The 16,308-nt window shown below is 69.8% G+C and carries 13 protein-coding genes and 1 pseudogene; 11 read left to right on the top strand and 3 right to left on the bottom strand.

What is annotated here, in order from left to right; genetic code table 11:
• Nucleotides 1-82 precede the first annotated feature (82 nt).
• Complete coding sequence (locus tag B1818_RS20300; protein WP_078113811.1) at nucleotides 83-1,630, top strand: hypothetical protein; 1,548 nt, start codon at nucleotides 83-85, stop codon at nucleotides 1,628-1,630.
• A 36-nt stretch (nucleotides 1,631-1,666) separates the two neighbouring features.
• Here the strand turns inward: B1818_RS20300 and B1818_RS20305 are convergent, their stop codons facing one another.
• Entirely contained in the window at nucleotides 1,667-2,881 is a 1,215-nt protein-coding gene (locus B1818_RS20305; RefSeq protein ID WP_078113829.1) for a hypothetical protein, read from the bottom strand.
• Nucleotides 2,882-3,043: 162 nt separating this feature from the next.
• Between B1818_RS20305 and B1818_RS20310 the strand changes: the two genes are divergently transcribed.
• From B1818_RS20310 to B1818_RS20325, 4 genes and pseudogenes are all read left to right on the top strand, one after another.
• Nucleotides 3,044-3,460, top strand: a complete 417-nt coding sequence (locus B1818_RS20310; protein WP_058253182.1) for an META domain-containing protein — start codon at nucleotides 3,044-3,046, stop codon at nucleotides 3,458-3,460.
• Complete coding sequence (locus B1818_RS20315; RefSeq protein WP_058253181.1) at nucleotides 3,457-4,437, top strand: malate dehydrogenase; 981 nt, start codon at nucleotides 3,457-3,459, stop codon at nucleotides 4,435-4,437. The genes B1818_RS20310 and B1818_RS20315 overlap by 4 nt, the downstream gene beginning before the upstream one ends.
• Before the next feature lie 11 nt (nucleotides 4,438-4,448).
• A pseudogene (ppk2, locus tag B1818_RS20320) lies at nucleotides 4,449-5,278 on the top strand (polyphosphate kinase 2).
• Nucleotides 5,278-5,574, top strand: coding sequence for a DUF503 domain-containing protein (locus tag B1818_RS20325; protein ID WP_058253180.1), 297 nt, complete (start codon nucleotides 5,278-5,280; stop codon nucleotides 5,572-5,574). Before ppk2 ends, B1818_RS20325 begins: the two are co-directional and overlap by 1 nt.
• On the opposite strand, the gene B1818_RS20330 is transcribed toward B1818_RS20325, so the two are convergent.
• Nucleotides 5,555-6,142, bottom strand: coding sequence for a mismatch-specific DNA-glycosylase (locus B1818_RS20330; protein ID WP_058253179.1), 588 nt, complete (start codon nucleotides 6,140-6,142; stop codon nucleotides 5,555-5,557). The two genes, B1818_RS20325 and B1818_RS20330, sit on opposite strands and share 20 nt — an antisense overlap.
• A gap of 40 nt (nucleotides 6,143-6,182) precedes the next feature.
• On the bottom strand, nucleotides 6,183-6,551 hold the full coding sequence (locus B1818_RS20335) for a VOC family protein (protein ID WP_058253178.1): 369 nt from the start codon (nucleotides 6,549-6,551) through the stop codon (nucleotides 6,183-6,185).
• Between the two features lie 112 nt (nucleotides 6,552-6,663).
• Here B1818_RS20335 and B1818_RS20340 point away from each other — a divergent pair, with 112 nt between their 5' ends.
• From B1818_RS20340 to B1818_RS20365, 6 genes are all read left to right on the top strand, one after another.
• Entirely contained in the window at nucleotides 6,664-9,864 is a 3,201-nt protein-coding gene (locus B1818_RS20340; RefSeq protein WP_078113812.1) for an AAA family ATPase, read from the top strand.
• A 121-nt stretch (nucleotides 9,865-9,985) separates the two neighbouring features.
• Nucleotides 9,986-11,413: an FAD-binding oxidoreductase gene (locus B1818_RS20345; RefSeq protein WP_078113813.1), complete on the top strand. Its 1,428-nt coding sequence runs from the start codon at nucleotides 9,986-9,988 to the stop codon at nucleotides 11,411-11,413.
• 57 nt (nucleotides 11,414-11,470) lie between these two features.
• Nucleotides 11,471-11,884: a hypothetical protein gene (locus B1818_RS20350; protein ID WP_065629882.1), complete on the top strand. Its 414-nt coding sequence runs from the start codon at nucleotides 11,471-11,473 to the stop codon at nucleotides 11,882-11,884.
• A 116-nt stretch (nucleotides 11,885-12,000) separates the two neighbouring features.
• On the top strand, nucleotides 12,001-13,629 hold the full coding sequence (locus tag B1818_RS20355) for an FAD-dependent monooxygenase (RefSeq protein ID WP_078113814.1): 1,629 nt from the start codon (nucleotides 12,001-12,003) through the stop codon (nucleotides 13,627-13,629).
• An 89-nt stretch (nucleotides 13,630-13,718) separates the two neighbouring features.
• Nucleotides 13,719-15,026 carry a polysaccharide pyruvyl transferase family protein gene (locus tag B1818_RS20360; RefSeq protein WP_078113815.1) on the top strand — a complete coding sequence of 436 codons (1,308 nt, stop codon included), beginning with the start codon at nucleotides 13,719-13,721 and terminating at the stop codon, nucleotides 15,024-15,026.
• A gap of 73 nt (nucleotides 15,027-15,099) precedes the next feature.
• Nucleotides 15,100-16,299 (top strand): serine hydrolase, encoded by a 1,200-nt coding sequence (locus B1818_RS20365; protein ID WP_176455963.1) that lies wholly within the window; start codon nucleotides 15,100-15,102, stop codon nucleotides 16,297-16,299.
• Nucleotides 16,300-16,308: the final 9 nt, after the last annotated feature.

A 16,308-nucleotide genomic window follows, 5' to 3' on the forward strand; every position in this document is an offset into this window, starting at 1 on the left:
ACGGTACGCGGCCGCTGGTCGACCGAGGGCGCCGACATTATGATCAGTCCACCCGATTCGGCTCGAGGACTAAGGACGGCCCATGACCAGGACTCGCCGGACCAGGGTTCGACTCCGTCTCCTGCGCGCGACGATCGCCGGGTCGCTCATCGCGGTCGGGGTCGGCCTCGGTGCATTCAACGACTGGTGGGTCGCGCTGTTCTTCGGGATCCCCCTGGTCTTCGCCGGCATCGCGGTCAGTCCCCGCGCTTCCCGGGTGTCGGAACTGCCGGAGTTCCGGCGCGCCACGTCGCCGGACGCCCCGCAGGTGGAGGTCGAGGCGCTCACCCGCAGCAGCCTCACCGCCGACGACTCGCAACCGACCATGGTCACCGCGACGATCAACCCACCGAACGACACCGCGTACCGGGCGCGCTGGATCACCTCGATGACCAAGGGGAATTTCCAGTCGCTGACCGACACCCCGTTCACGACACTGCCGCCGGATGCTCTCCCGCCCCGCGACCAGCCGGAGACCCCCGAATTCGACGACCAGCCCGGCCGCTGGGCGCTCGTCTATCCCGCGGTCACCCTGCTCGTGGCCGGCGCCTTGCTGTTCGGTGTCGCCGGCGGGTGGCACGTCGAGGGGCCGTCGCTCTCCGGGTTCGATTCCGCGATTGATTCCGACGACGAGGCCGACGAAGACAACGCGGCGACTCTCGCCGATCACCATCGGCGGATGCTGGACGCAATCGCTGAATACGCGGGCCCGCAGGGCGTACACAACGTGCTGCAACTCGACTACGAGATCGGCTCTCCGTCGGCCTCTGCGCGCGTCTTCGATCCCACTACCGGCCGTGCCAGGACGATCAACATCGGTGACGGGTACTCGAATTCGTCAGTCGTGCCCAACACCGAAAGAGCGAACAAGACCTTCGACGCCGCGGCCATCGACCCGAACACGCTTGGCTCACTCGCCGACCCGATGGTGGCGGCGGTCCGGCCGTACTCCACCGAACCGGAACTGGACAAGGTGGTCATCGAACGGCGCGGACCGGACGGTCCGGTATTGATCACCGGGACCATCGAACCCGACGAGGGCGTCGTCGATGATTACGTTGTCCAGGCGACACCCGACGGCACCGTCGCCGAGTTCTTCGACCCCGCGGACTTCGCCAAGTCGTTTGAACTGGCACGACGTGAACTGGCGGCTGCGCGTGTCCCTCTGGACGCACCCGTCATCGAGGAGTTCATCATCCAGGGGACAGCGGACGGTGTGTCCCCGGTCACAGCGAGCATCATCCAGAACTCTGGCGGGGTCCTGGTCCGGTACCGGCTCGGCGACCGTGGCGGCGAAGTCGCCGTCGCGCCCGGCGAATTCCCGGTGGCCTCTGTCAGCGAAGGCCGTTACCGAAGCGAAGGCTTCCGCTTCGACAGCATCTCGGCAGACACCCTCGACCAGGTCAGGGCCGACTTGATGAGACGTGCGTCGGTCCCGGAGTACGACCGCGATGCGGTGGGCGTCGAGGTCGAACGCAACCGCATCGACGAGGCTCCGGAGTTCGTCATCCGCATAGACATCGCCAACACCGACGACGCCGAGGCGGTCTATTCGTTGGACGGACGCTTCATCAAGGAAGGCCGGTACTGACACCGGAGCCGGCCGGCGCGACCACACTGGCCGGCCTCACACCTTCGGCGTCCCCGCTTCCAGCGCCCTCCGCGTGACGGCCTGCAGTTCGGCCACCGCCGCTTCGGGCGGATGCAGCACCCCGCGATCGGTCATCGTGGTGACGATGTCGCGGACGCGGCCGTAGTACGTCGCCTGCTCGGCCGGCGTGCTGCTGGCGGCGGCGTGGTTGTAGAGCTTGAGCGCGCGATCGAGGTCGTCCTGATCGGTCTGCTCCAGGTAGCTTGCGCCCACCCGCCGGCCGTTCTTCTCGCAGGCGATCCAGGCCCGCCGCAGTCTGGCGACGGACTGCTGGTAGGCGTCGGCGCGCGAGCGGTTGTCCGGGTAGTCGTCGGTCCGCAGAGCCATCGCCTCGTCGAGCGCGAGATGGAAGGTCTGCGTCTGTTCGACCGTCACGTCGGTCACGGCCGGATACCTCAGCAGCATGGCGGGATCGAGTTCGTATGTTCCGTAGGCGCCGAGGACCTCGTCGTGCCGACGCGTCGCTTCCTCCCACAACCGTTGCGCAGCTTCGTCAGAGCCCGCGTCGGCGATCCGGGGCCCGCCGGATGCGGGTCGGGTCAGGTCGACCGGTTCGTCCGGCGGGGCACTCGCCGCTGCCGCCCGCGACCCGGCCGGGGTCGGGGCGCCCTTCTTCTTCGTGGCGATGCGTTCGGGCGCGTGCCGGCGGAGTCGGGCCAGGATCTCCGCGACCGCCGGGTCTCCTTCGACGACGGCGACCCGCCAGAACTCCGTCTCCGACGCGGCATCGGGATCGTCTCGGGTCTCGCCCGGACTCCGATCGGCCGGCACCGGTTTTCCGTCCCGGGTCGCGAAGGTGAGTTTGAGGTACTTCTGGCCGATCACCGTCAGGTGCCGGGCACGGTCGCCGGCCATGTCCGAGGTGGAGTCCGCCGGACCTCCCACCGCGACCGTCACCAGCGACGAGAGCGGGTACCCGACGAGTGTGCGGTCCTCGTTGCCGAAGTAGACCGTGTCGTCGTCGACGGTGAGCAGGACGGCGCCTCGTTCGCCGAGCCGGCCGTAGGCCGCTCCGAGCAGCGATGCCACGATGGCCCCACCGACCACCGCCGACGTGATCAGACCGTCGACGCCGGCGATGTTGAGGGTCACGAGCGCGATCATCGCGACGACCATGAGAACCCAGGCTGCGGTGGCCGAGCGGTGGTGGCGACCGGTCAGGTATTCAGTCCGACACGTCACCGGGACCATGGTGCCCACATTCGTCATATCCATACCCCTGTCCGGTCGGCTACCGTTGTGCGCGTGAGCTCCGGCGAACGCCGTCAACCGGCGCAGCGACGTCAATCCGAGGCGGGACGTCTACCCGCGCGCGACCGATCCCCGGCCCGCGAACACCGCATCAGCTTACGCATGGCCTTACTGCTCAGCGCGGTGATCGCCGCGGTCGGCACGATGCTCGTCGGCCCCGGGTCCGCGGTCGCCGCTCCCCCCGCCCCCGGCTTCGTCGGCAAGACCTACACCTCGACCGCGGTGACCGGTGAACAGATCCCCGGCGGTGGACCCCTGGAGATCAGTTTCCCGGCCGCCAATCGGATCGCGCTGTCGGCCGGTTGCAACCGGCACATCGGGGATCTCCGCGTCGACGACTCACTGTTGCGTCTCGGCTCCCTCGCCTCGACGATGATGGCCTGCCCCGGTCCGCACGCCGGCGCCGACGCCTGGGTGACCACGTTCACCAAGGAACCGCTGACCTGGTATTCGGTGGGCCACGCGCTCGTCCTCGTCGGCCCCGCGGCGCAGGTCCTGCTCACCGAGAAGCCCTCGTGAACCGCCGACCGGTCACCGTGACCGTGACCGGCGCGGCCGGCAGCATCGGGTACGCCAGCGTCTTCCGGATCGCCGCCGGGGCGATGCTCGGCAAGGATCAGCCCATCGCCCTGCGCCTTCTCGAGTTGCCGCAGGCGGTCTCCGGCGCAGTGGGCACCGCGATGGAACTCGACGACGGCGCGTTCCCCCTCCTGAAGTCCGTCGACGTCCTCGACGATCCGCGCAAGGCGTTCGACGGCGCGAGCTTCGGCCTGCTCGTCGGGGCGCGACCCCGCACCAAGGGAATGGAGCGCGCCGATCTTCTCGCCGCCAACTCCGACATCTTCGCCGCCCAGGGGTCGGTCATCAACGACGTTGCCGCGGATGACATCCGGGTGATCGTCGTAGGGAATCCCGCCAACACCAATGCGGCGGTCGCCGCCGCGAACGCACCCGAGGTCCCGCCTGAACGGTTCACCGCGCTGACCCGGTTGGACCACAACCGCGCGATTGCCCAGCTCGCTCGCCGGACCGGCGCGAGCGTCGCCGAGATCAGCCGGGTCACGGTGTGGGGCAACCACTCCGCCACGCAGTACCCCGACATCTTCCACGCCCGGGTCGGCAACCGAAGCGGCGCGGACATCGCCGCCGACCGTGACTGGCTCGTCGACGACTTCATCCCGACCGTCGCCCGCCGTGGCACCGCGATCATCGAGGCTCGCGGATCGTCGTCGGCGGCCTCGGCGGCGAACGCCACCATCGACCATGTCCACGACTGGGTGCTCGGGACACCGCCCGACGACTGGACGTCGGTGGCGCTGCCGTCCCCGGGAGCCTATGGAGTCCCCGAGGGACTCGTGTGCTCGTTTCCGGTGCGCTCGATCGACGGCCGGTGGCAGATCGTCGAGGGTCTCGACATCAACGAGTTCTCGCGGGCGCGGATCGACGCGTCGGTCGCCGAACTCCAATCCGAGCGCGAGGCCGTGTCCACCCCGTAGTGTTTCTGCTCATGTCGAAGAAGGACAAGGCGAAAAAGGCCAAGATCGGGAACAAGGTCTACGAGGCGGAGTTGTTCCGGTTGCAGACCGAACTCGTGAAGCTCCAGGAATGGGTCCGTGACAGCGGCACCCGCGTCGTGGTCATCTTCGAGGGGCGTGACGCTGCCGGCAAGGGCGGAACGATCAAGCGCATCACGAGTATCTGAGCCCACGGATCGCACGGGTCGCCGCGCTCCCGGCGCCGACGGATCGTGAACGCGGACAGTGGTATTACCAGCGTTACGTCGCGCATCTGCCCGCGCCCGGCGAGATCGTCTTGTTCGACCGGTCCTGGTACAACCGCGCCGGCGTGGAGAAGGTCATGGGTTTCTGCACCCCCGAGGAGCACTCGCGGTTCCTGCGGCAGACCCCGATCTTCGAGCAGATGCTCATCGACGACGGCATCCTGCTGCGCAAGTACTGGTTCTCGGTGTCCGACGACGAACAGCTCAAGCGGTTCCGGTCACGCATGAACGACCCTGTGCGGCAATGGAAGCTGAGCCCGATGGATCTCGAGTCGGTGTACCGGTGGGAGGACTACTCGCGCGCCAAGGACGAGATGATGGTCCACACCGACACCGCGCTGAGTCCCTGGTACGTCGTCGAATCCGACGTGAAGAAGCATGCTCGCCTGAACATGATCTCGCATCTGCTGTCGACCATCGAGTACGCCGAGGTCCCCCGCCCCCGCGTGTCCCTGCCCAAGCATCCGATCGAGTCGGGCAACTATCACCGCCCGCCGCGCTCGCTGTCCAAGTACGTACCCGACCACGTGGCGACGCTGATCCGCACCGACCACTGATGTGGATCGGGTTCTGCGAGTTCGACTATCTGCTCGGTGACGTGCACTCGCTGAAACAGAAGCGGTCCGTGGTGCGACCGATCGTCGCCGACCTGCGCAAGCGGTACACGGTCTCGGCTGCCGAGGTCGGACACCTCGACGTCCATCGGCGAACCGTCATCGGGGTCAGTGCGGTGGCCGCCGACCGCGGACATGTCGTCGACGTGCTCGACGCCGTCGAACGTTCTGCGGCAGCCCATCCCGAAGTCGAGTTGCTGTCGGTGCGACGCCGGGTCGTCAGCTCGGAGGACTTCTGAGGTCGTCGACGACCCCGGCGGCAGCCGCGGCCCGGCGGTAGGCGGCCGCGAGGGACTCGACCGTCTCGTGCGCGTTCAGTCCGCTCGGGTTGGGGACCACCCAGAGTTCGGCCCCGTCCCACGTCTCGTCCTGCCGCCCCGGCACGGCATCGCGGCGCCCGAACGCGCTGCGATACGCGGTGATCCCGGCGACCGCGACAACCCGTGGGCGGATCTCACGAACCCGTTCGCGCAGGCGGCGTCCCCCCTCGCGGAACTCCTCGACGGTCAGTTCGGCGGCGGTCGCGGTGGCGCGTGGCACGACGTTGGTGATCCCCACGCCGCGGTCGAGCAGCATCGTCCGGTCGGCGTCGGACATGCCCGTCGATGCGTCGATCACGTGGTCGACGATGCCGGCCCGGGCGAGCGCCGGGTAGAACCGATTGCCGGGCCGGGCGAAATGCGCACCGGTGGCCGCGGTCCACAGGCCGGGGTTGATGCCGACGAACAGCAGCTTGCAGCCCTCGCCCACGAGGTCGTCGACGGTGCGGTCTCGGTAGGCGAGCAGGTCGGCCCGGGTGAATCCCATCAGGCACACCGGGTATCCGGCCGGGCGATGCGGGAACGCGTCAGGATGCCGTCTCCGCACCGTGTCGGGCCGACACGCAGAACTGGTTGCCGTCGGGGTCGGCGAGCGTCACCCACACGAAGCCGGGCATCTCACGATCGGCGATCCGGCTCGCGCCCGCCGCCACGAGTCGATCCACCTCCGTCTCGAGATCGTCGGTGGTCAGGTCGAGGTGGACGCGGTTCTTGCCGGGCGTGGGGTCCTCGACCTGCTGGAACGCGAACAGCGGCCCGCCCTCCCCGACCGCGACGACGATGAAGTAACCGTCGTTGTCCTCGACGATGCGGCCGCCGAGCTGCTCGGCCCACCACGTCGCCAGGGGCGCGGGCGCGAGTGCGTCGACGGTGATCATGCCCAGTGCGAGACTCATGCCTGCCAAGCTACTCCCGGCCACCGACATCCCCGGGCGGTCGCGGGCAGATCGTCGGCACGTTCGCCGCTAGCCGCCCGGAAGGACCCGATCACCACTTACACTCACGCTGATGCTCGAAATCTCCTATACGGTCTTGGGCGGCCTCGGGGCTCAGATCGGTTCCGACCCCGTCGAACTCGGCACGCGCAAGCAGCGGGCGACACTCGCCCAGCTGATCCTTGCCGAGGGTGTTCCGGTGCGCGCCGACAGTCTGATCGAGGGCATCTGGGGCGATTCGCCTCCGGAGCGCGCAGAGGTGTCGCTCCAGTCCTACATCTCGGGCCTGCGCAAAATCCTCGAGCCGCATCGAAAGCCTCGGACTCCCTCCACGGTCCTGCTCACCCACGGGACGGGGTACAGCCTCCCGACGGCCGCCGACAACGTCGACGTGCGCCGGCTGACCGCCCGGGTCGGCGATGCTCGTGCATTGATGCAACAGGGCGACGCGGCGGGTGCCGCACCGCTGCTGCACCAGGTGCTCGCCGACTATCGTCCCCTGCTCCCCGAGTTCGAGGGCCTCGCCTTCCGGGACGAGGCCGCCGATCACCTCGACCGCATGCTGCAGGCGGCGCGGGAGATGTCCTTCGAGGCCCGCATGGCCGACGGCGACCACCGCCTGCTCGTCACCGAACTGGAGACCGAGGTCGAACGCGCGCCGCTCGACGAGGGCTTGTGGGTGCTGTTCGCCACCGCCCTCTACCGACTCGGCCGTCAGTCCGACGCACTCGGGGCGATCGCCACCGCCCGCCGGACCCTCGCCGAGGAGATCGGCGTCGACCCGGGACCCCGTCTCCGCACCCTCGAACGCGACATGCTCGACCACGCTCCGCATCTCGACGCCCCGGCCGCCACCGCCGCGGGCAAGGTGACGCTTGCGCCGGACGTCCCGACACCGGGCCCGCGGACGTCGGCGCAGTCGACGACGGACGAATCGGTCGACGACGCCGACCTCGACGACGCCCCGTCGGTGGTCGGCCGGACCGACGAACTCGCCGCGTTGCATCGGGCGGTGCTCGCCTCGATGACAGGACACGGCGGCGTGGTCGTGGTCGAGGGCGAACCGGGCGCGGGCAAGACGGCGCTCATCGACGAAGCCGGCCGTCGGGCCGCGGGCGCCGCCGACCTCCGGGTCCTGTGGGGGCGCTGCGTCGACGACCCGGCCGCACCCTCGATGTGGCCGTGGGTGCAGATCCTCGGTGCGGTCCTCCCCCGGCTCGACCCCGCCGATCGGGAACGACTCCTCGACAGTTCACTCGGCCGGATGGTGACCGAGGGCGTCAACGTGATCCCGCCGCCCCGGCAGATGCCGGACGCGGCCGCTCGATTCCAGTTCTACGACCAGGCCGCCGATCTCCTCGAGGGGGTGGCCGCGACGTCGAAGCTGATCATCGTGCTCGACGATCTGCAGTGGGCCGACGGTGCGTCTCTGGAGTTGTTCGCGCACATGGCCGCCCGACGCACCGCCGGGGTCACGTTCTTCGCCTCGTTGCGTTCGCCGTCGAACCGGCCCGTCGTCGCCACCACCCTGGCGACGCTGGCCCGGTTGCCGGAGCATCGCCGCCTCCACGTCGGCCCGCTCGGCGGCGACGACATCTCCGAGCTCATCCGGCGCGAGACCCGGCAGTGGCCGGAGGTCGCCACCGTGTCGTCGATCCAGCGACGCACCGGAGGCAACGCCTTCTTCGTGCGCGAACTCGCCCGCATCCTGGCCGACCGGGGGTCCATCGCGGGCAGCGCCGTCCCGTCCGGCATCCGTGATGTGGTGCGCCAGCGACTGGTCGGCATGTCCGCGGCGACGACCGAACTACTCGAACTCGCGTCCCTCATCGGGACCCGCGTGGACCTGGTCCTGCTGGCGACCGCCGCGAAGCGCCCGGTCGACGAGGCGCTCGACCTCCTCGAACCCGCGGGCGAGGCGGGTGTCATCGATCTCGGACCGGAGGATCCGTTCGGATTCGGCTTCAGTCACGACATCATCCGGGAGGCGATCGCGGACGGCATCGCCGCCATGCGCGCACGGCGACTGCATCTCGCGATCGCCGACGCCCTCGCCGGCAACTCGTCGCCGCATGCCGTGGCGAGAGTCGCGCGGCATCTGTGGTCCGCCGGGCCGCTGGCCGACCGTGAGCGCACCACGACCGCCCTCCTCGCGGCGGGGAACATCGCGCTGCGCACCTACGATTTCGACGGGGCGCGCCGGCATCTCGGGGATGCGGCGACGCTCGCCCGCGCGACCGGTGACCAGCAGGCGGAGCTCGTCGCGATCACCACCCAACTGGCCGGAGACGTCGCGGCGCACGGGTACTTCGCCGCCGATCCCGAGCTGCAGGACCGCGCCCGTGTACTCGCCTCCGCCCTCGGCGACGCCCGGCTCCTCGCCACCCTCGACTACGCCCGCTGCGCGGCCCACATCCAGATCGCGGATGCACACACCGGCCACCGTCTCGCGGAGGATCTGCGTCGGCGCGCCGAGAGATCCGACGACCCGGTCGTCACCCATCTGGGCATGCACGCCGCCGGCATCGACGAGTTCACACGCGGCAATTTCGGTGCGGCGCATCGCATCCTGGAGGACTATGCGCCGATCGACGTCGTCGTCGACGGTCTCCGCGACGATCAGCTCGCGATGGCCCGCGGTTTCCGCGCCTGGGCGGCGACCGTGCATCGCGGTGTCGACGCCGGCCGAGACCTCTTCGCCGCGATGGCCGATGCCCATCCCGATCCACGGTCCCGGCTCGCCATGGCCATCTTCGCCGTCGGCGGGGCGTCGATGCTCGGCGACACGAGGTGGGTTCTGGACGCGGGCCCGGCCATCACGTCCGACGGCGTCGGGCCCCTCGCCTACCTCCGTCGCGGCGGCGAACGCATGTACTGGTGGGCGCGCGCCCTCACCGGCGACCTCGACGACGCCCTGGAGCACATCGAGCGACTGGGTGCCGACGAGGTCGGTATGGAGGATCACCCGCGGACGGGTGAGGGCTACTGGCTGGGTCTGCACGCCGAGGTCCTCATCGTCGCCGGCAAGCTCACCGACGCCGCCACACTGCTCGACCGGGCCGACGACTTCGCCGACCGCACCGGTGAACGTTATGCCGACGCCCACCGCCTCCTCGTCCGCGCACGTTACGAGTACGCCAACGGGCGTCCGGCGTCCGTGGTCGGCGCCACGCTGGCGACCGCGCGCGACACCGCCCGCGCGCAGGAGGCGGCCGGGTTGATCCGACGGATCGATTCGCTGGCCACGACCTGGGGTCTGACGTCCCCGACCTGAGTCGCCAAGTCCGCCTCAAGTCGCCTTCAAGCGCCGTCGGCGACCCTGGTCAGGACTCCGGCGTCGTCCGGAGCCCGACGAATTCCGCCGGATCGTTCCGGCCGCGACCGAGGACCTGCCGATGCCCGCAACACCCGCCTCCTCCCTGCCCGAGCACGCCGAGCGCCTCACCGTCCGGACCCGTACCTCGGTCCTCGCGCAACTACGCGACCGGATCGCCGGCGACGTCTTCGGCCCCGGCGATGCCGGCTACCTCGACGCGCGATCCGGCTTCAACCGGCTCGACGTGCACCGCCCGGCCGTGATCGCCGTGCCCGACAATCATTTCGACGTGGTCGAGGCGGTCCGCTTCGCCGTCGAGGAAGATCTACGCGTCGCCGTCCAGGCGACCGGTCACGGCACGGGGAGACCGGCCGACGGCGGACTGCTGATCAACACCTCCCGGCTCTCGTCGGTGAGCGTCGACCCCGTCACCCGGACCGCCCGGGTCGGCGCCGGCGCCCCATGGCGAACGGTCGTTGACGCGGCGGCGCCGTACGGTCTCGCGCCACTGATGGGCTCGGCCGGCGGGGTCGGGGCGGTCGGTTACACGCTCGGGGGCGGTTTCGGCTGGCTCGGTCGACGCCACGGCCTCTCGTCGGACCGCGTGCTCTCGTTCGACCTGGTGACTCCGGACGGGACACCGATCCGGGTCACCGATACCAGTTTCCCGCACCTCTTCTGGGCGTTGCGCGGCGCCGGCGCCGGCGGTCTCGGTGTCGTGACGTCCATGGAGATCGCGCTCGTCGAGGTGTCGACCGTGTACGCCGGCAATCTCTTCTATCCGGCCGCCGACGCCGAGGAGATCATCCGCCGGTTCCGCGACTGGGCGCCCGCCCAGTCCGAGGAGCTGACGTCGGCCGTCGCGATTCTCAACCTCCCGCCCACGGACGACGTCCCGGCGCCGCTCCGCGGCCGGAGCTTCGCCGTCGTGCGCGGCTGCTGGTCCGGGGATCTCGACGCCGGTCGCGCGGTCGTCGACGAATGGCGCGAGTGGCGGACGCCGGTCGTAGACATGTGGGGTGCGCTGCCGTTCTCGGCGATCGACGCCGTCAGCATGGACCCGACCGAGCCGATGCCGGTGATGGTCACCACCGAATGGTTCGACGATCTCCCCGACGTGGCCGTCGACATCGTCGCCGCGCGGGTCCGGCCGGCCCCGGCGTCTGCGCCGCTCATCGTGTGCGGCGAGATCCGCCACGCCGGTGGAGCGATCGCTCGCAGCGCGGACAACGCGCCCAACGATCGGGGGCGACAGGGCCGGTTCCTTCTCGAACTCGTTGCGGCGGTGCCCGATCCGCACGTCGCATTGGCCGTCGAGTCGACGTTGCGGGTGACCCGCGCCGAGCTCGAGCCCTACGTGACCGGCGCCGCCTACCTCAACTTCACCTCCGGCTCCGAACGCGTCGCCCGGGCCGCGGACGCGTTCAGCGCGGACAACCGTCGCCGGCTCGACGAGATCAAGGCCGGCCTCGACCCGGCGAATCGCTTCTGTCACGGCGACCTGTGATCGGCCGATCGGACAGCGCACTTGCCCCGGGTGGCCGGATGTGGACTGATGGTCGGCATGCTTGAACCGTCCGGACCCCGGCACGATCGCACCCCAAACGACCGGCCCCTGCTCGTCGTGGACGCCGCCAACGTCGTGGGTTCGGTGCCCGACGGGTGGTGGCGCGATCGCCGCGGAGCCACCGAACGGTTGCGGACGCGTCTCGACTCCGTCGCCGTCGGCGGACTCGAAGGACTGCCGGGGCCACTCGAGGTGGTGCTCGTCGTCGAGGGTCGGGCCCGCGGTGTCGTGGCGAGCGAACAGGTCCGGATCGTCGACGCGCCGGGTTCGGGGGACGACACGATCGTCGGCGTCGTCGCGGATTCAGATCCTCGTCGCGAGCGCATCGTCGTCACCGCCGACCGTGAATTGCGGGCCAGAGTCGCGCAACTGGGCGCCCGGACGATCGGCCCCGCCGCCATCCCGAGGTGACCGGGCCGGAGTCGACCGTCCGTTTGACGTCCGATTTCTCCGTTCTGGTGGCGGTGGGATGCCACCCGCCCGATAATCCTCAGAGCGTCGGCGACTGCCGACAACGGGAGGATTCCATGACCGAAGTCGATGTCCTGATCGCCGGCGCGGGCCCCATCGGCTTGACCGCCGCCATCGAGCTGCGCAGGCGCGGAGTTCGCGTGCGGATCGTCGATCCGCTCCTCGAACCCCCGCAGTACGCCAAGGCGGTCGGGATCCAACCGCGGACGCTCGAGGTCTTCGAGAGCATGGGCGTCGTGAAACAGGTGCTCGACGCCGGGCTCGAGATGCGCGGACAACTCGTCTACGTCAACGGAAGTCAGGTCTCGCGGGTCGATCTGTCGACGCCACCCGACGTGCCCTACCGATTCCACCTGCTCCCCCAGTACGCGACCGAGCGCATCCTGCGTGAGCGCCTGACCGATCTGGGTACCGAGGTCGACCGGGGCACCGCCGTGTCCGCGTTCGACCAGGACGCGGACGGGGTGACCGTGACGCTCACGGGTCCGGACGGGGACACCACCGTCCGTGCGGGCTATCTGCTCGGCGCGGACGGCGCCCACAGCGTGGTGCGCAAGGGACTCAAGCTGTCCTTCGAAGGGGCCGCCTTCACCGAGCAGTACATGCTCGGCGACGTCGTGGCGGACTGGTCGATGCCCCAGGGGTACGCGATCCGCTCGATGCACCAGACCGCAGACGGCACGACCGACGACCAACTGGTGTGCATCCCCCTTCCCGGCCGCGGCCGCTACCGGATGTCGATGCTCGTCCCCGACGAACTCGCGGTCGCACCGACCACCGGCGGAGACGGTGTGGCGCACGGTTTCGAGGGAACCCGGGCGCCGGAACTGTCCCACATCCAGGCCGTGGTCGACCGCCTCGCACCGGAACCCGCGACGGTGTCGAACCTGCGCTGGTCCTCGGTGTTCCGGATCAGTCACCGCATCGTCGATTCCTACGGTCGTGGACGCGTGTTCGTCGCCGGCGACGCCGCCCACATCCACCCGCCCACGGGTGCGCAGGGGATGAACACCGGCGTGCAGGATGCACACAACCTCGCCTGGAAGCTCGCCCTCGCCGTCGCGGGTGTCGGCTCCGACGGGCTGCTCGACAGCTACGACCTCGAACGTCGGCCCGTCGGCGAGGAGGTCGTGGGACGCACGGTCCGGGACGCCCGCGAAGGCATCGGCACCGATTCCAACGACTTGGACTTCATCATGCGGCGCGAGGGCCAATTGCTGATCTCCTACGCCGACAGTCCGCTCGTCGCCGGGTCGGCGGTACCCACGGCGCCGGCCGCACCGCGCGCCGGTGAACGCGCACCGGATGCCGCCGGCCTCAGCCGCGATTCCGTCAATTTCCCGCTGCGACTGTTCGACGTGATCGGCGGCGTCGACCATTCGCTCGTCCTGTACGCCGACCCCACCGCCGGCGCCGACGAGGTCGCGGCGCTCGAATCACTCGCCGACGAGATGTCGGCGAAAGCGCACGGCCACCTCGACATCCATGTGATCGCCGCGCCGACCGCGCAGGTCGGCAGCACCGAACTACCGCTGCTCCGGGACACCGACGGCCGCTTCACCGATGGCTACCGCCCCGACGGTTCGACGGTGTTCGTCATCCGGCCCGACGGGTATGTCGGGTACCGCGGGCCGACCACCGACGGCAAGGCCGCGCTGCGTCATCTCGAAGGCACCTTCGGGTAGCGGCGGCACCTCGTACCGGCGCGCGGCCATGTCGTTCGATCTCTGTCCGGCCGGGGCCACCGGCCGCGCACGCCGTAACCTTGGGAATCGTGACCAGCAGACCGGCACCCAACCGCCCCCTGTTCCGGGCCGCGGGCGTGCTCGCCGACCGCATCGGCACCTCGGTCCGGCAGCGCTCCGCCGAATCACGTCTCGGCCGCGCGATGGGTGCCGGCGAGGTGATCTACCTGGTGGCACCGGCCGGCCACCCGAACTACGGCGACGAACTGATCGCAAGAACCTGGTTGCGGCACCTGACCCGGGTGCGTCCGAATGCCACGATCGTGCTGGACTGCCACAGCCCGGGCACGGCCACGACGCTGCTGCGCGATGCCCACCCGAACATGCTCGTCGTCGACACCCTGTGGCAATTGACCACATACGCGGCGGAGGCCGAACAACCCGCGCCCTGGGAGTGGGTCGCCGCCGCCGCCCTCGACTCCGGTCTGGCGCCGCGACTGACCGCCGGGCTCGACCTCCTGGGTTCGGCGACCACCATCCACCTGCTCGGTGGCGGTTATCTCAACACCGTGTGGCCGCACCACGTCTCGTTGTTCGTCGCAGCTGCCGCAGTGGCCCGGCGATCCGGCGCGCGTCTCGCCGCGACAGGTCAGGGACTCGTGCCCGCGCTGCGGGGCCGGGCGTGGGCGGCGTTGACCGAGGCGTTCGCCGCATTCGACGTCGTGGACGTGCGCGACACCGCGTCGTACGACGTGCTCGACGGCGTCGTCGGCGCACGGCATTCCGGCGACGACGCGTGGCTGGCCTTGCACCGACCGCGACCTCCGCTGTATCGCGAGATGGACACACCGGCCGAGAACGGCGTCGTCCTGTGCTTGCAGTCCGATCTCACGGAGCGGTTCACCGGACCGCGGGCGACCGGCGTCGAAGCCCTGGCCGACTTCGTGCGGGCGACGCTCGACGCCTGGGACGTACCCGGTTCGGCGGTCACCGTCGTCGAGGGAATCCCGGGGCACGATTACGAGGTTCCCTACCGGCTCGGAACACGTCTGGCCGGTGCCACCGTGCGCACCTTCCGCGACGTCTGGAACGACGGGTTGCCCGCCGGTCACCACAACACCTGGATCAGCACGCGGTTCCACCCGCACCTGATGGCCGCGGCCGCGGGCGATCCCGGGATCGCGGTCGCGGCGATGCCGGGTTACTACACCACCAAACATTGGTCACTGGTCGAGGCCGGCTCGGACTGGACGGTGGTGGATTCCGGTACGTCCGTCCCGGACCGGCCGTACGGGCGGGGTTTCGACCCGGTGGCGCGGGAGCGGGCCGTCGCCTCGAAGCTCGCCACGGCCGTCGACATCTACCCGGTCTCGCCGGCGCTGGCGCACCGCATCTGACATACCCGCCCCGGACGTTGTCCCATTTGCGCCAAGTCGCCTCGGTGCGCCGACCTGCCGTTAGAGTGACCACATGAGCCGAAACCCCGTGCGCGCCACGGCCCTCCTCCGCATGGTGACGATCGGTGCAGCGGCCGTACTCGGCCTCGTCGCATGCTCACCCTCGGAGACGGCATCCGGTGCGGGATCGTCGAGTGCAGCGCCCGGCTCGGGTCAGACGACCTCGGTGCCGGCCGACACCGCGGCGGCGTTCCAGAAGGCGATCGACGACACCCGGGCCGCCGGGAATCTCCCCGGCGTCATCGCCCGGGTCATCTCACCGGCCGGAACCTGGACGGGGACGTCCGGGGTCCGGGCGGCCGGCGGGGACGATCCCATCCGGGCGGCGGATCACACCCGCATCGGCTCGCTCACCAAGACGATGACGGCCACCCTGCTGCTGCAGCTCGTCCAGGAGGGCCGCGTCTCGCTCGACGACCGCATCGACAGGTTCGTCCCGGACGCCCCGAACGGCAGCGCGACGTTGCGCCAGGTCGCCGACATGACCAGCGGCATCCCGTCGTACACCGCGTCCGAGTCCTTCGACCGGAAGTTCTTCGCCGACCCCGAATCCGTCTGGACGCCCACCGAACTGGTGGACACCGCGAAGGCGCTGCCACCCAGCTTTCCGCCCGGGCAGGGCTGGGAGTACTCCAACACGAATTACGTCCTGCTGGGCCTGGTCATCGAGAAGGTGCTCGCGAAACCCATCGGCGAGGTCTTCGCCGACCGGATCTTCACGCCCCTGGGCATGGACGAGTCCTCGTGGCCCGGCGGGTCGGTCGAGATCCCCGACCCACACCTCGACGGCCTCACCGACCAGGGCCAGCCCGACGGGCAGACGGTCGACTCGACGCGCTGGAATCCGTCCTTCGCGTCCACCGCCGGTGCCGTCATCTCGACCGTAGACGACCTGCAGACCTGGGGTGAGGCCTTGTTCACCGGGCAGGGCGTCCTGAATCCGGCGACCCAACAACTGCGCCGGGACTCGATTCTCACCTCGCCGCCACCGAACACCGCCACCTCCGGATACGGCATCGGTATCGGCAACCGCGACGGATGGTGGGGTCACGACGGGGATTTCCCCGGATACAACACCTCGTTGTTCCACAACTACGATTCGGACACGACGATCATCATCGTGATCAACACCGACGACGCGATGACGGTCGACGGCAAGTCGACGACCCCGGTCAGCGCCGTCCAGGCCGGCCTCATCGCCGCGCTGCCCTGAGACCCCGGT

It is taken from the genome of Gordonia sp. IITR100 (assembly GCF_002009645.1).
Lineage (GTDB): Bacteria > Actinomycetota > Actinomycetes > Mycobacteriales > Mycobacteriaceae > Gordonia > Gordonia hongkongensis.

Excerpts from the sequence above, each read along its gene's own strand:
- B1818_RS20300 (WP_078113811.1), top strand. The coding sequence starts at position 83 with ATGACCAGGACTCGCCGGACCAGGGTTCGACTCCGTCTCCTGCGCGCG.
- B1818_RS20305 (WP_078113829.1), bottom strand. The coding sequence starts at position 2,881 with ATGGTCCCGGTGACGTGTCGGACTGAATACCTGACCGGTCGCCACCAC.
- B1818_RS20310 (WP_058253182.1), top strand. The coding sequence starts at position 3,044 with ATGGCCTTACTGCTCAGCGCGGTGATCGCCGCGGTCGGCACGATGCTC.
- B1818_RS20325 (WP_058253180.1), top strand. The coding sequence starts at position 5,278 with ATGTGGATCGGGTTCTGCGAGTTCGACTATCTGCTCGGTGACGTGCAC.
- B1818_RS20330 (WP_058253179.1), bottom strand. The coding sequence starts at position 6,142 with ATGGGATTCACCCGGGCCGACCTGCTCGCCTACCGAGACCGCACCGTC.
- B1818_RS20335 (WP_058253178.1), bottom strand. The coding sequence starts at position 6,551 with ATGAGTCTCGCACTGGGCATGATCACCGTCGACGCACTCGCGCCCGCG.
- B1818_RS20340 (WP_078113812.1), top strand. The coding sequence starts at position 6,664 with ATGCTCGAAATCTCCTATACGGTCTTGGGCGGCCTCGGGGCTCAGATC.
- B1818_RS20345 (WP_078113813.1), top strand. The coding sequence starts at position 9,986 with ATGCCCGCAACACCCGCCTCCTCCCTGCCCGAGCACGCCGAGCGCCTC.
- B1818_RS20350 (WP_065629882.1), top strand. The coding sequence starts at position 11,471 with ATGCTTGAACCGTCCGGACCCCGGCACGATCGCACCCCAAACGACCGG.
- B1818_RS20355 (WP_078113814.1), top strand. The coding sequence starts at position 12,001 with ATGACCGAAGTCGATGTCCTGATCGCCGGCGCGGGCCCCATCGGCTTG.
- B1818_RS20365 (WP_176455963.1), top strand. The coding sequence starts at position 15,100 with ATGAGCCGAAACCCCGTGCGCGCCACGGCCCTCCTCCGCATGGTGACG.